Source organism: Ignavibacteriales bacterium (genome assembly GCA_026390815.1).
GTDB lineage: Bacteria > Bacteroidota > Ignavibacteria > Ignavibacteriales > SURF-24 > JAPLFH01.
Genome location: JAPLFH010000006.1, coordinates 1 through 14,180, shown reverse-complemented (window position 1 = coordinate 14,180; position 14,180 = coordinate 1). Strand labels below are relative to the sequence as shown.

Annotated in this window: 13 protein-coding genes; 3 read left to right on the top strand and 10 right to left on the bottom strand. The window is 33.2% G+C overall.

Features of this window, described 5'->3' with window-relative positions; genetic code table 11:
• Positions 1–29 precede the first annotated feature (29 nt).
• From rlmN to NTX22_01190, 3 genes are read left to right on the top strand one after another with little or no spacing between them, the layout of a single operon-like run.
• The gene (gene rlmN / locus NTX22_01200) at positions 30–1,097 is read left to right on the top strand and encodes a 23S rRNA (adenine(2503)-C(2))-methyltransferase RlmN (protein ID MCX6149120.1); all 1,068 of its coding nucleotides are present in this window, start codon (positions 30–32) and stop codon (positions 1,095–1,097) included.
• Positions 1,098–1,131: 34 nt separating this feature from the next.
• Positions 1,132–1,455, top strand: a complete 324-nt coding sequence (locus tag NTX22_01195; GenBank protein MCX6149119.1) for a multidrug efflux SMR transporter — start codon at positions 1,132–1,134, stop codon at positions 1,453–1,455.
• A gap of 6 nt (positions 1,456–1,461) precedes the next feature.
• Entirely contained in the window at positions 1,462–2,001 is a 540-nt protein-coding gene (locus NTX22_01190; GenBank protein ID MCX6149118.1) for an RNA methyltransferase, read from the top strand.
• A 6-nt stretch (positions 2,002–2,007) separates the two neighbouring features.
• On the opposite strand, the gene NTX22_01185 is transcribed toward NTX22_01190, so the two are convergent.
• The 10 genes from NTX22_01185 to NTX22_01140 form a co-directional block, all read right to left on the bottom strand.
• The gene (locus tag NTX22_01185) at positions 2,008–2,253 is read right to left on the bottom strand and encodes a type II toxin-antitoxin system RelE/ParE family toxin (protein ID MCX6149117.1); all 246 of its coding nucleotides are present in this window, start codon (positions 2,251–2,253) and stop codon (positions 2,008–2,010) included.
• Positions 2,243–2,452, bottom strand: a complete 210-nt coding sequence (locus NTX22_01180; protein ID MCX6149116.1) for a hypothetical protein — start codon at positions 2,450–2,452, stop codon at positions 2,243–2,245. Before NTX22_01180 ends, NTX22_01185 begins: the two co-directional genes overlap by 11 nt.
• 86 nt (positions 2,453–2,538) lie before the next feature.
• On the bottom strand, positions 2,539–3,195 hold the full coding sequence (locus tag NTX22_01175) for an ATP-binding protein (protein MCX6149115.1): 657 nt from the start codon (positions 3,193–3,195) through the stop codon (positions 2,539–2,541).
• Positions 3,195–3,929, bottom strand: coding sequence for a transglycosylase domain-containing protein (locus NTX22_01170; GenBank protein ID MCX6149114.1), 735 nt, complete (start codon positions 3,927–3,929; stop codon positions 3,195–3,197). Before NTX22_01170 ends, NTX22_01175 begins: the two co-directional genes overlap by 1 nt.
• Positions 3,926–6,205 carry a tetratricopeptide repeat protein gene (locus NTX22_01165; GenBank protein MCX6149113.1) on the bottom strand — a complete coding sequence of 760 codons (2,280 nt, stop codon included), beginning with the start codon at positions 6,203–6,205 and terminating at the stop codon, positions 3,926–3,928. Before NTX22_01165 ends, NTX22_01170 begins: the two co-directional genes overlap by 4 nt.
• A 46-nt stretch (positions 6,206–6,251) precedes the next feature.
• Positions 6,252–6,590 carry a P-II family nitrogen regulator gene (locus NTX22_01160; protein MCX6149112.1) on the bottom strand — a complete coding sequence of 113 codons (339 nt, stop codon included), beginning with the start codon at positions 6,588–6,590 and terminating at the stop codon, positions 6,252–6,254.
• Positions 6,591–6,747: 157 nt separating this feature from the next.
• Positions 6,748–9,801, bottom strand: coding sequence for a preprotein translocase subunit SecA (secA, locus tag NTX22_01155; GenBank protein ID MCX6149111.1), 3,054 nt, complete (start codon positions 9,799–9,801; stop codon positions 6,748–6,750).
• Positions 9,802–9,996: 195 nt separating this feature from the next.
• On the bottom strand, positions 9,997–11,292 hold the full coding sequence (locus NTX22_01150; GenBank protein ID MCX6149110.1) for a hypothetical protein: 1,296 nt from the start codon (positions 11,290–11,292) through the stop codon (positions 9,997–9,999).
• A 509-nt stretch (positions 11,293–11,801) separates the two neighbouring features.
• Positions 11,802–12,311, bottom strand: coding sequence for a hypothetical protein (locus tag NTX22_01145; protein ID MCX6149109.1), 510 nt, complete (start codon positions 12,309–12,311; stop codon positions 11,802–11,804).
• 25 nt (positions 12,312–12,336) lie between these two features.
• Positions 12,337–14,001, bottom strand: a complete 1,665-nt coding sequence (locus NTX22_01140) for a membrane dipeptidase (GenBank protein ID MCX6149108.1) — start codon at positions 13,999–14,001, stop codon at positions 12,337–12,339.
• Positions 14,002–14,180: the final 179 nt, after the last annotated feature.

Here is a 14,180-nt window from a genome sequence, read left to right as displayed (position 1 = left end):
AGATGGAAGTCTTTTGTATATTTACACCTATGGAAAATCAAATTGAAAAAATAAAATATCAGCTAAAAGGGTTAACTCTGGAAGAGTTACAAAGTTATTTTGAGAAAATTGGCGAGCAATCATTTAGAGGCGATCAATTATTCAATTGGATTTACAATCATCTTGCAACTGACTTTGATGAAATGTTAAACTTTCCCAAATCATTGCGCGAAAGATTAAAAGAAAATTGTCTAATAAATACCTTAGAACAAATTGCTGTTCAGGAATCTTTGCAGACAAAGACTAAAAAGTTTTTATTCAGAACTATTGATGACAAAAAAATTGAGTCAGTTATAATTCCTGAAAGTGACAGAGCTACATTATGTATTTCAACCCAGGTAGGCTGCCCTTTGGATTGTAAGTTTTGTGCAACAGGATTAATGGGCTATAAAAGAAATCTAACAGTTGGAGAGATAGTTGATCAATATTTTCTTTCAGCAAAAAATATTGGTAAGCAGAACATAACAAACATTGTTTTTATGGGAATGGGTGAACCTTTGCTTAACTATAACAATACAATTAAATCTTTATCAATATTTACTGATGAATTAACAAAAGGAATAAGCAGAAACCGTATTACAATTTCTACTGCCGGTATAGCACCTAAAATTATAGAACTTGCTGATTCTAAACTTAGAGTAAAGCTGGCTCTTTCACTTCATTCTTGTTTTGAAGATACAAGAAGTACAATAATGCCGATCAACAAAAAATATTCTCTTAAAGAAAATCTTAACGCGCTTAAATACTATACAAAGAAAACTAAAACCCGAGCAACTTTTGAATATACAATGTTGAAAGGAATTAACGACAACCAGGACGATATTAAAGCACTTACAAAACTTTGCAATGAAATTCCTTCTAAAATAAATGTTATTCCTTTTAACTCAATTGCACATATGAGTCCCGCTGGAATTTCCTCCACACTTGAACCGACTTCGAATGATAAAATTTTTGAGTTCGTTCAAAAATTAAGGAACAACAATATCACGGTTATGATTAGACAAACCCAAGGTGATGATATTGCAGCAGCCTGCGGACAGCTTGCTATTAAATATTGATGACAGAAAATCAAACATTTGCTTGTGAGAATTTATGGCTTGGATTTACCTATTAATTGCTAGTGCTTTCGAAATTACATGGGCTGTAGGATTGAAATACACCAATGGATTAACGAAACCAGTTCCAACTGGAATTACTGTTGTTGCTATGCTGCTTAGTTTTGTATTTCTGTCGCAGGCAGCAAAACAATTACCCATTGGTACCGCGTACGCAATCTGGACAGGTATTGGAGCCGCAGGAACAGCGCTTTATGGAATATTTTTCTTTGATGAATCCAAAGAAGTTATCAGAATTATTTCCATATTACTTATAGTTTGCGGTGTAATTGGATTAAAATTCTTTTCTTCACAAAGTTAAGCCGAAATGAAAAAATTAACTCATGCTGAAATTTCTGTGAACAGAAGTACCATAGACACTCTCCATCAAGTGAAGAAATTGCCTGTTTATGTACTGCTTGATAATATAAGAAGTAATTACAATGTCGGATCAATATTTAGAACCTCGGACGGAGTAATGATTGAAAAATTATTTTTGTGCGGTTATACACCTCATCCACCTAAAAAAGAAATTTTAAAAACCGCACTTGGTTCTACCGAAAGTGTAAGCTGGGAATATGTTAAAGATCCCAAAGAAGTAATATTAAAATTGAAAGATGAAAGAATAAAAATCTGTGCGCTTGAATTAACCAGTAAAAGCGTTCCTTATTTTAATATTAAAGCTTCAGTTTTTCCAATTTGTTTGTTAGTTGGGAATGAAATTACCGGAGTATCACAAAACCTTTTGGACTTATGCGACTTCTCAATTGAAATTCCACAGTACGGAATTAAGCAATCTTTAAATGTAGCTGTAGCTTATGGCGTTGCTATTTTTGAACTAAGAAAAGTGTTTGATTGTAGTGATTGAAAATTTCTATCTATAAGCATCTTTACGTTTTAAAATTCTCGATACAAAAATAGTTTCATTTACTAAATCAAAAAGTATTCGGTAATTCCCTGTTCTCATTCGGAAGGCATAATCGAAATTGACGAGTTTTTTAATATTGGAAACTCTGGGATAAAGTTCTAAAGAAATAAGTGCATTTAATATCTGCTGTTTTTCCTTAGAAGGAATCTTTTTAAAATCTTTTATTACGGATTTCCTTAATTCAACTTTCATTCTTTAAGAAATCGGAAAGAGATATAGTTTCTTCGCCCCTTGTTTTTTTTATTAGAGCATAATCTAAGATATCTTCAGGAGAAATCTCAAGTTTTTCTAGTTTCTCAATTACCTTAATCTTTTTTTTAATTTTTTTATACTCTGAAATAGGAATTATTACTTTAATATCCTTTCCTTCTGGTGTACGAATATATTCCATTTTGAATTTCTCTATTATAATTTTGTCTGTTTGTAAAATAAATAATTATCAAAACAATAAAAAGCTAAATCCAAATTATCCCATGTTTATCCAGCTTGAGTAAAATACTCTTCACCATTATCCTTGGTGTGAATTAAAAGCAAGTTTGCACGTACCATTTTAACCAATGTTCTTGAAGCCCTTCTTTCTGAAAGATTGGCAATATGACTTAACTGCTTTACGTTTATTGTTTCGTTTTTATCAAGGTAATCAAAAACTATTTTTTCATTCTGACCAATTATATATTTCTTTAATTCAACTGAAGTTGATTTTGCATGCAGAATTCTTACCATCTCTTTACTGGCTACCATACTTTTATCATTCACACGAACATAGACTTCTGATTTATTAATATCTATGTCCTTCAGATAATCCTGCAAACGGTGCGGTTTATTGTTTGATTCCGGGACTTCCACAACAACAAGTTCTTTATCAAAAATATTTATGAACTCAATGTTGCAAATAATTGGAGGTTCACAATAATTGGAAATAACTTCTTTTACAAGTTCGGCTTCACCTTTTTCACTCTCAACACCAACTATTTTTTTGTCATCCTCAACTCCAAAAATTAAATACCCTCCTTTAGTGTTGGCAAATGCAATCATTTCTTTTGCAATTTTCTCGTGAGTAGAAAATCGTTGTTTAAATTCGCAGTGAAGGTTTTCCCCATCTTCAATCAATTTTAAAAGTTCTTTCCGTCTCATTATTCAGGGAGTATTACATCGTTATAAAGTCCCCAACTTCTTGATGCTCTTCGGGAAACATACCTGGAATTTTCTGATGGTTCATGCAGCAATGGTGATGGGATTACTGCCGCCATTCTTGTGCATTCACTTATATTCAATTCGCCCGGCTTTTTACCGAAATATATTTTGGCAGATTCCTTTGCTCCAAAAATACCTTCTCCCCATTCAACTGCATTAATATAATTTTCTAAGATAGCTTCTTTGCTTATTTCTTTTTCCATCCTGCAGGTTATTAAAAGTTCTTTAGCTTTCCTAAAAACATTTCTATCGGTGCTAAGAAAAAGATTTTTTGCAAGCTGCATTGTAATTGTACTACCTCCGCGGGCAATCCGTTTTCTTCTTTTATTTGTCCGCATGGATTTTTCTAATTCATACCAGTCAATTCCCTTATGCTTAAAGAATTTACCATCTTCTAAACCAATAATACAGCGGAAAAGATTTGGATTTACATCAGCATAGTTAACCCAGGACTGGTGTGGATAGAACAGCATAAAATTTTCTATGGCTCTTTGTTCCATCAACCCGGTTATGCGAAATTTATTATACTCCAGAACAGGAATTAAAAAGGAAGGGATGCTCAGGTAAAATACAAATCCAAGATATATTATTAAAAACAACAATTTTCTTTGCTGGAATCTTTCAGCAAATTTATCATACAACACACCAAGTTCACATTCAGAAAATTGTGTCATTTTATTTTTAGGTCATTGGGTTTATTCTTTGTTGTATCCGGTAATTCTATTTTATTTTCTTCAATTATATCATTGTTAATTGATTTATTCAAAGAATCAGCCTGCGATGGTTGTATCTTTGGCATAAACTCTTCATCGGTTTTATCAATCATTTTATTTTTAGCATTGGTTGAATCTTTTTTGATTTCAACTTTATTTATCGCTTTGTTAATTCTATCTGCATTTCCTTTTAGGCTATCTACTTTTGATATACTATCCTTCATTGCCGGCTGAATATTTTTCAAATCATCTTTTGCTTTAGCAGAATCCTGAACTGCTTTTAATCTTTTTTGCTCGTTCTTGTACGCTATCAATTTTGAACCAATCCTAAGAGCATATTGAGAACCAGCGAATTTCGACGCAACCGTGTCATAAATAACTGCTGCAGAATCCAGCAGTTTCAATTTATTTTCAAGAATCCACCCTTGAGTAAATAACGCTTTGGGAGCAAATAATGATTTGGGGTAATTTTTATAAACATCATTAAACGCCAAAAGAGCTTCATCAAATTTTTCTTCTTTTAATTTATTTTCGGCTATAAGGAATTGTTCTTGCGCTGGATCGTATTTTAAATTGATCAACGGCTTTTTCAATTTATCTGCTGCTGCATTAACAATGCTTTCGTTTTTAAAGTTATCATAAACAACCTGGAAAAGACTATCAGCCTTCTCCTTTTGATTTAATGTTTGGTAACAAGATCCGATTGCATATTTTGTTCTACCAATGTATGGGCATTTGGGATGATTGCTTAAAATGTTTTGGTAATAATATAATGCGGAATCGATTTGGTTAAATTCTGTAAAGAATAATCCAGCAAGATCATATTCTCCTTTACTAATAATCGAATGAACAGAATCCGCTGAGATTGTTGGTTTAATTGGAGCGGTTAGTTTATTAGTTTTTGCTTGAAGTTTAGTATCCGTTTTTTCATTCGAACGACGGTTTCTTGTATTTGCACCTCCAATGTTTTCTTCCCCTCTTTGTTCCTGATTAATTTTGTTCAAGCTATCTATCTCTGCCTGTTCTATAGCAAATGAAGTCGAATCCTTTTTAAATTCCTCCGGGTTGGTTATATAAACCAACTGACGGTAATTTTTTGCAACTGATACTTTCAGATCCTTATACTTGTTTAACAATGTATTTTTCTTTTTAGCACTATCAATTAATTCTACCGGGGCAGAAGATGATAGTACTCTTGAATAATAAACATTGGCGCTGTCAAAATTTTTATAATTTTTTTCCATTATTCCTCCAAGGTAATACTTGGCTGCCCCTGAACTTGGAGATTGTCTGTAAGTTGAATCAACCAAAGTTAATTGTGCAAATGCATCTTCATACCTATTAAGACCAATTAAAGACAATCCAATTTGCAGATCCGTTTGATCAAGGAATTCATTATAAATGGATTTGGATTTTATTTCTTCAAAAATTTCAAGTGAAGGTTGAACGTTGCCAAGTTGTCTTTGTACTTTTCCATATTCAATTTTGGAATTGAATTCAGTTTCAAAATCCGGCGAATAATTTTGAACATCTGCAAAAGCCTGAGCAGCATTTTTGGGCTGCTCGATTTTCAAGTATAATTTCCCAAGCTCAAACATTATTGAAGCATTCATTTCTTTATCGCCGGAAACGTCTATCAATTTCTTTGCATTATCAATCGCTTCGTTGTAGTTTTCTATTGTAATTAAATAGCTAACCTGCTCTTTGTACACTTCAAGCAAAATATCTTTTTCGTCTTGTTTAGCAGCCTCTTCCTTAACTTCCTCAAAAATTTTATTTCCATCATCAAACATTTTTGTTCTGAAATCAGCTTTGCCAATCCACAGTTTTGCTTCAAGTACAAGATCGCTTTCCGGATATTTTGTTATCAACTCATTAAATTTACGCAAGGCTTTCTGGAAATTAGCCTGATAGTAAAATGATTTTCCAATCATTAATAATGCATCATCTACATAGGTGGATTCGGAATAGAATTGTAACAACCGGGATAATTTCTCAATCACTTCAGTTAATGATTTGTTCGAAGTGCTGGCTTTTACATCATCCAAAGTAAAGAGTTCTTTTTTCTGGCTTTTTATTTGGTCTTCAGCTTCATCAAACTTTCTGGAAGCGTTATAGTACAGATTAAAGTATGTAGTAAAGTTATTCCAGATTGAACAACCGCTAAATAAAACGGCTATAAATAAAATGGAAATGGATAGAGATTTAACTCCTGGGAAATGATAATATTTTTTCATGGCAAAAAACTATAAAAAGTTATTGTTGGTAAAAAGGTAAAATATTTTACAGTGCATCCCTCCCGGACTCTTCCGTTCTAATACGAATTACGTCCATTACTTCAGAAATAAAAATTTTACCATCACCAACCTGCCCTGTTTTTGCAGTACGAAGAATTGCATCCACTGCTTTTTCCACCAATTTTTCCTCAAGCACAACTTCTATTTTAATCTTTGGCACAAATTCAATTTGATATTCGCTTCCCCGGTAGGTTTCTTTATGTCCCTTCTGTCTGCCATAACCTCTAACTTCAGTTATTGTAAGTCCACGTATTCCTTCCTCAAGAAGTGCTTCTTTAACTTCATCTAATTTGAACGGTCGGATTATGGCTTCAATTTTTCTCATTCTTTCCTCAACTTAATGCTGATTTCAGATTAAAGATTCAACAGATTTAGTTATTTGTCCAGTAAAAAATATTTCCCTTTATTTCAATTCATTACGATCGATATTTACTTGTAAAAAATAAAACAAATTTAGCAATCTACAAACTTCAATCTACATTTCATTTCCCATGACAGTTTTTGTACTTCTTTCCGCTTCCACAAGGACAAGGCTCGTTTCTTCCAACTTTCTCTTCAACTTTAATTGGCTGAAGTTTCTGTCCATCTCTTGAAGCTGATTGAGCACTATCATTGCGTGAAAGTCCCATATTATCAACGCTGTCTTTTATCTCTCTGAATCTTTGAGTGCTTCTCCTTCTTTTTTCCTGAACATCTTCCGGAGCAGCAGGCCAAAACTTGAAGCAGAATGAAACCACATCATTCCTAATTTGACCAAGTAAGTTAACAAACATATTAAACGCTTCACCTTTATACTCGATGAGCGGATCTTTCTGTCCGTATGCTCTTAATCCAATTCCTTCTTTAAGATCATCCATTTCGCGTAAATGTTCTTTCCATTTTTCATCGATAACGCTAAGTACAGCATACCGTTCAAGTCGTGCCATAAGCTCAGTTGAAATCATTTCTTCTTTGCGTCTGTAAAATTCCTTACCAGCTTCAATTATTCTATCTGCAACACCATCTTTACCAAGAGTTTCGAACTCTTCAGGTGTAATTTTAAATTCAACTAAAAGGTTTTGAAGAATTTCTTCTTTAATTGCATCGATCTCAGCTTCTTCATAATGCTTATCAACAACTTCGTGAACATATTCATCAAGTAAACCGAAAATATCGCTCTTCAATCTTTCACCTTCCAGAGCGTGTTTTCTTCTGTTATAAATTACTTCTCTCTGTTGATTCATTACGTTATCATACTCAAGAAGTCTTTTCCTGATGGAAAAGTTGTTCTCTTCAACTTTTTTCTGCGCTCTTTCTACAGAACGTGTAATAAGTGGATGTTGAATAACTTCACCTTCCTTAATTCCCATTCGTTCCATAACTGAAGATATCCGGTCACTTCCAAAGAGCCGCATTAAATCATCTTCAAGTGAAAGAAAGAATTTGGTAGTACCTGGATCTCCCTGACGACCCGAACGACCACGTAACTGTCGATCGATACGTCGAGATTCGTGGCGCTCAGTACCAAGAATAAATAATCCTCCTTTATCTACTACGCCGGCTCCAAGTTTAATATCAGTACCTCTACCTGCCATATTTGTTGCTATTGTAACGGCACCGGGCTGTCCGGCATAAGCAATCACTTCTGCTTCGCGCTGGTGCTGCTTTGCATTTAAAACATTATGCGGAATCCCTTTTCGCTTTAGCATTCTGCTAATTGTTTCTGAAACATCTACGGAGGTTGTACCAACAAGTACAGGTCTCCTTTCATTTCTAAGTTTTTCTAATTCATCTATTACCGCATTAAGTTTTTCTCTTCTTGTCTTAAATATCGCATCATCGTCATCACTTCTTGTAACAGGTTTATTAGTTGGAATAACAACTACTTCCAATTTATAAATTTCGTAGAACTCGCCTTCTTCGGTTTCTGCAGTACCTGTCATACCAGCAAGTTTTTTATAGAGACGGAAATAATTTTGAAGAGTAATTGTAGCTAAAGTTTGTGTATCTCTTTCAACTTTTACATTCTCTTTAGCTTCAATTGCCTGATGTAAACCATCGGAATATCTTCTTCCAGGAAGTACACGACCGGTGAATTCATCAACGATAGCAATCTTACCTTCTTCTGTAATAACATATTCAACATCTTTTTCAAATAGAGAATAAGCCTTTAGCAATTGATGAAGCGTATGAATGCGATCACTTCTTTCTGAATAAACATGATAAAGCGCATCTTTCCTTTTTACCAGTTCTTCAGTAGTTAATGATGGATCATTTTCAATATGACTTATTTCCATTCCAAGATCGGGAAGTACAAAATATTGCTTTCCTTCGCTGCTACCCCGCGAAAGTTCCTCACGTCCTTTATCAGTTAAATCTATGGTATTATTTTTTTCATCAATCGCAAAATAAAGTTCATCATCAATTTCGTGCATTCTTTTAGCCTGTTCACGTAAATACTCAAGTTCTGTCTGCTGCATTAGTCTTTTATTTGAAGGTTCGCTTAAAAGTTTTGTGAGTTTTTTATTTTTTGGTGAACCACGGTAAGCTCTTAATAGGAACACACCGGCTTGGGTGTCGCTGTTCTTTTCACTTGAGTTTAATAAATCTTCAGCATCCTGCGCAAGTTTAGAAACAAAATTTGTCTGAAGCCGCACCAATCTTTCAATTCCTGGTTTCATTTCATTAAACTTTTGATCGGGGTTATCGACTGGACCTGAAATAATAAGCGGTGTTCTTGCTTCATCAATTAAAACAGAATCAACTTCATCAACAATAGCATAATTATGCCCGCGCTGCACCATTCCATCCTTATCAATTGTCATATTATCGCGCAAGTAATCGAAGCCAAACTCGTTGTTTGTTCCGTAAGTAATATCGCAGCTATACTGAATTTTACGCTGTTCGGTATCCATTGTGTTAATAATACATCCAACTGTTAGTCCATGGAATTTGTAAATCTCACCCATCCATTCGCTATCGCGTTTTGCTAAATAATCATTTACAGTAACAAGATGCACTCCCCGGCCTGTAAGCGCATTCAAATAAATTGGAAGTGTTGCAACAAGAGTTTTACCTTCACCAGTTGCCATTTCCGCAATCTTTCCCTGGTGCAGAACCATTCCACCAATCAACTGAACATCATAAGGAATCATATCCCAGGTTATTTTATTTCCGGAAGCATCCCACGATTTACCAAATAATCTTCGGCAAGTATCTTTAACAACAGCAAAAGCTTCGGGGAGAATTTCATCAAGAATATCTTCATACTTTTGATCTAACTCTTCTTCCAAATTATCCAGTTCATCATAAATAGCTTGACGATCAATTTCTTCATTCGATTTTAATTTTTCTTTCAATTCATTAATTTTTTGGCGTAACTCTGCAGTTTCATTCTGAAGTTTTTCTTTGAATTCAACTGTCTTTGCACGCAACTGGTCATCACTTAAATCCATCAATTTAGCTGTATGTTCGTTAATCTCATCAATAACGGGCCACAGCTCTTTCATCGCTTTCGTATTCTTATCGCCGAAAATCTTTTTGATAATATTTAGCATCTACAAATTTCCCTTTTTCTTAAATAGTGGTTCAAAATTAAATAAATAGCCTTAGAATTACAATGAAACACGATTTACCTTGCAGATAAAATATAATAATTTTTCGTTATTGTTTATTGGAAGGAGTGATTGTTGCTTTAATAGCAAAATAAATCGATGATGAAAAATTTAATCTATTTACCAGAATCGAACAGGTTATTCAGTTCTTATTCCTGAAGAACTTAGCCGGTGAATTATTAAGTAGTAGAGTAAAAAAATAAAACCTGTATATCCGGCAATTACAACATAAATTTGCCCTAAAATTATTCCTACACTCAATAATATCATCCATAATGAAAGATAAAATTTGCTTGTTTGAACTTTCTCTTTCATTAAAATATTGCTATTAGCTACCACAAAAACTATTAAAACTCCTTTTGATATAAATCTAAATACTCCTAATCGATCCCAATCTAAATATGGATATAAATATGCTCCAAAATAGGCAGACAAAAATAAGCTGCAAATTCCAAGTAAAAGAAAACCAAAACTATTTCTTTTATTATTTAGCCTGGAGTTTTGGAAAAGAATTAAGGATAATATAAAAACAATAAATGCTGCTGCCGAAGGAAACCAATTATGTGCTATTCCTGTATCACCAATTGGAAAGTAATTGATAAAAGTATCTGCCAAACCCAAGCTAAGTGTTAATAAAATTAGTAAGCCAATTGTAATCTTTTTAGCAATTTCTTTTTCAAATCTAAATTCCAAAATTAAATTTTTGCTTTTCTTAATTGATAAGACATAGAATATCCCGGTTAGAATGAACATGAAAGAGCCGAATATTTCCATTCCTTCTTCAATCAGAATATTAAAATCGTGTGTTCTCCAGTCAAGTATCCCGGATTCAGCATGAAGCAAATTCATTTCTATTTGTTCTAAAATTGGATTGAGAAGAAAAAAGCCTAATCCTAAAATTAAAAAGATGAGAACTTTGGGAAATTTTCTTAGGTGTATTAAACCAAATATTAGTAAAAATATGGCAACCACCACGATTGGGATAACCAGGACATAAATCCAACCACCGATGTAATTACCAAAAATATTTAGAGAAGCTAAATGACCCAATCTTTCGTGAAAAGAACCAACTTCATCCAAAGACAACCCTGCAAAAATTAGGGCAATTATTAGCCACCCGAAACTTAAAATTTGTGATCGTCCGGGTTTTTGTTCCTGTCTATCTACCCAAAAACAAATTATAGATATTATTGAAACTGATAAGAGCAGCATTGATGAATACCAACTTGCAATAACATTTTCCGTAGCCAGGTTAAACTGAACCAGAAAGTATCTTAAAAAACGGCTTGAGTGCTCCCAGGGAACTGTTAATGAGCGGAATGAAACCGAGAAAGTGTAGGTACCAATCATCATTATTAAATTCAGAATGATAATGGAAATTATTATCTTTTTAATCAACCGGTTAGAAAAAGGAATTTTCAGTTGTATTTCCATTTTTCAAATACCTATTGAATTAAATTTTATTTCCATCGCCATAACAAACATAATGATTACATTCTACCGTATTTTTTCATTAGTAATTTCGTTAACTAACCAAAAATTTTTCAAAAGCCAATGCTTTATATATAATAAACTTTTTTATAGATATTACCAAGCGGCAACGCATAGAGAACCAAATCTGTCATTTCAACCCCGTCATCAAGGGCACTAAAATGATGTAGATAATACTAGAACTTTAACGGACCAAACCTTTGTTCATCTATAAAAAATTCGTTTTCCTATATATTTTTAATTTCTGTTACCCAATTTATTGGAGTACCTAATAGCAGTTTTATTTTATAAATGATAACCTGCCCAGTATACATTTTATCATTAATCTCAGAGATAAATGTAAATTGAATTTTAAGTAACATTATTTAAATTAGGTTCTTTGTACTATAAATGAATTTCGCTACTTCCGAAAATAAAATTGGAAGAACCATTACGCTTTTGAAAAAAAATCCTCATTTATTATTTATATCAAGAATAAATGTTGTTTCGCAACCTATAATCGTACCTAAAATTATACCTGTTAAACATCCAACTAAACTTCCAACCATCATACTTTTCACTGGTAAACTTGGTGTTCCTTCTTTAGAATATTTGATAAAAGCCGGACCCAATAAAGAACCAGATAGAAAACCAAAGCAGAAGCCTTTAACTCCACCGTCAAAGTGATCATTATACTTTAGGGATTCAACATCTTTTAAAGGAAGTAGGATACTACTTTTATTAGTTAAAAAACTACTCTCATCTATTGTCTTGAAAATAATCGTATCTGATTGTACATTTAGTTCAGTTGCGTAAGTTTTTTCATTATTCTTTTTAGTGATTAGAACATTTCGTCTCTCACACTGCTGGTTTATATCTTCGATAAATAATTCATCTGAACTGTAATCTTCTCGAATATAAATGTGAGAACAACCGGAAAAAAGAATAACACACAAACTCAGAAAGAAAAATATTTTACTCATTTTTACCCCGTAAATTAAAAGACTATTATTTATCGCAAACTTTCTTAAATACTCTAAGATAATTTTCTCCCAATATTTTTTTCACTTCTGGAATGGTATAACCATGCTTTAACAAAGCAAGCGTAAGATTTGGAAACTTAGAAACATCTTCTAACCCATCGGGTGCATCAATCCCTCCATCAAAATCGGAACCGAGAGAAATATAATCTACGCCAACAAGATTTTTTATATAATCAATATGTTTGATTACTGTATCAATGTTTACACTTCTGAATTTAGATAAGAAAGAAGTATAAAACACAACCCCAATTATTCCACCACTTTTAGCAATATTAATAATTTGATTATCTGTTAAATTCCTGTAATGATGATTAAGATTCCACACACCTGAATGGCTTGCAATAATTGGATTCTTTGTAATTATAAGAATATCGTCAATCGTTTTTTTACCAGTGTGAGAAACATCGATAATTATTCCAAGTGAATCCATCATCCGAATAACTGATTTACCAAATTCAGTTAAACCTTTTGTAGCACTCTGCGCATCTTTTGCTGAGACTGCCCAATTTGTACTATTATTCCAGGTAATAGTTAGGTAACGAATTCCTTTACTATAAAGCGTCTTTAGTTTTTCAAGATCATTTTCTATGATGTTTCCACCCTCTATAGCCAAAATGCCTGCTAACTTTTTATTAACCATTGCTTGTTTTATTTCTGATGAATTTTTAGCCTGAGTAAAAATACTTTGATTTTTTGAAATCTGAGTTTGAAATAAATTAATCATATCAATGGTTTCCTGGTATCCACCACTTGGCTGGCTACCAACATCCGCCCACAATGCAAACATCTGGGCATCCACACCACCTTTTCTAAATCGCGGCAAATCCGACTGGTACTTATCATTATCATTTGGTGGGGAATTGGAAAGATCGCTCGCAAGATCGTATCCATCAACTATTAATTTTTCAAGAACATCGTTGTGCAAATCGATTACAAAAGCATTGTTATGAACTGTTTCCAAATCAAAATTTATTTGTTCATTATTTACTGGTGTTACAGTTATAGTATCAGGTTCATAACCAAGTTTATATGCAATAACATAAAATTCTTCTGTAGTAATTTTAGGCATTGAATGAACCGTTGCAGAATTATTTGAAGAATTTACACTTCCCCAACCGCCATTTCCGCCGCCATCCAGCTGAACCATTTTTTTTGAAACTACAGTATTGTTCATTTCAATTGAATAAATAACAACGCCAGCACTTCCCTGGCTAAACCAATTAATTGAAAAATTCCCTTCAGATAAAAAGAAAGTTTTCGAATCTATCTGCTCACCAAGAATGGAGTAAGCTGTAAATCTAACTTGCCCGGGCTGATTTAAAGAAAAATCAATTTTAGTTGATGGATTAAATGGATTTGGATAATTCTGTGATAGATGAATCGTACTGGGTTTATCAAAACCTCCGCTTACATCGCTTGGTTGAAATATATATTTCCATTCGCCATAACCATCAGTTAGCGTTGAATATTTTTCTAATGGATTATTTTTATTTATAATATCAACCGCTGCGGATTGAATTGGAGTTGATTCACTTTTGTCTGTAACTTTTCCAGAAAGTGTAACCGATTGCGAATAAATAATATTTGAAGCAGAAATCAACAATAATAATAAAAAGTAGATTTTTTTCATCGACATCCAGAAGTTAATTTTTAACTAACGCAAACTTATAAGTGAATTACTACCGCCTACGAAGGCGGTAGCTTCGTTTTCGTCTAAAGGACGACTAAAGGTTTATTCTGAAATCTTAAAATCTCCATCCTCTCGTTCCAATTCTTGATTTTCTATATACTGCATTATTATTTCATCTG

Bases quoted from the DNA above. Each gene is read 5' to 3' on its own strand.
- rlmN (MCX6149120.1), top strand. From the start codon at position 30: ATGGAAAATCAAATTGAAAAAATAAAATATCAGCTAAAAGGGTTAACT.
- NTX22_01195 (MCX6149119.1), top strand. From the start codon at position 1,132: ATGGCTTGGATTTACCTATTAATTGCTAGTGCTTTCGAAATTACATGG.
- NTX22_01190 (MCX6149118.1), top strand. From the start codon at position 1,462: ATGAAAAAATTAACTCATGCTGAAATTTCTGTGAACAGAAGTACCATA.
- NTX22_01185 (MCX6149117.1), bottom strand. From the start codon at position 2,253: ATGAAAGTTGAATTAAGGAAATCCGTAATAAAAGATTTTAAAAAGATT.
- NTX22_01180 (MCX6149116.1), bottom strand. From the start codon at position 2,452: ATGGAATATATTCGTACACCAGAAGGAAAGGATATTAAAGTAATAATT.
- NTX22_01175 (MCX6149115.1), bottom strand. From the start codon at position 3,195: ATGAGACGGAAAGAACTTTTAAAATTGATTGAAGATGGGGAAAACCTT.
- NTX22_01170 (MCX6149114.1), bottom strand. From the start codon at position 3,929: ATGACACAATTTTCTGAATGTGAACTTGGTGTGTTGTATGATAAATTT.
- NTX22_01165 (MCX6149113.1), bottom strand. From the start codon at position 6,205: ATGAAAAAATATTATCATTTCCCAGGAGTTAAATCTCTATCCATTTCC.
- NTX22_01160 (MCX6149112.1), bottom strand. From the start codon at position 6,590: ATGAGAAAAATTGAAGCCATAATCCGACCGTTCAAATTAGATGAAGTT.
- secA (MCX6149111.1), bottom strand. From the start codon at position 9,801: ATGCTAAATATTATCAAAAAGATTTTCGGCGATAAGAATACGAAAGCG.
- NTX22_01150 (MCX6149110.1), bottom strand. From the start codon at position 11,292: ATGGAAATACAACTGAAAATTCCTTTTTCTAACCGGTTGATTAAAAAG.
- NTX22_01145 (MCX6149109.1), bottom strand. From the start codon at position 12,311: ATGAGTAAAATATTTTTCTTTCTGAGTTTGTGTGTTATTCTTTTTTCC.
- NTX22_01140 (MCX6149108.1), bottom strand. From the start codon at position 14,001: ATGAAAAAAATCTACTTTTTATTATTATTGTTGATTTCTGCTTCAAAT.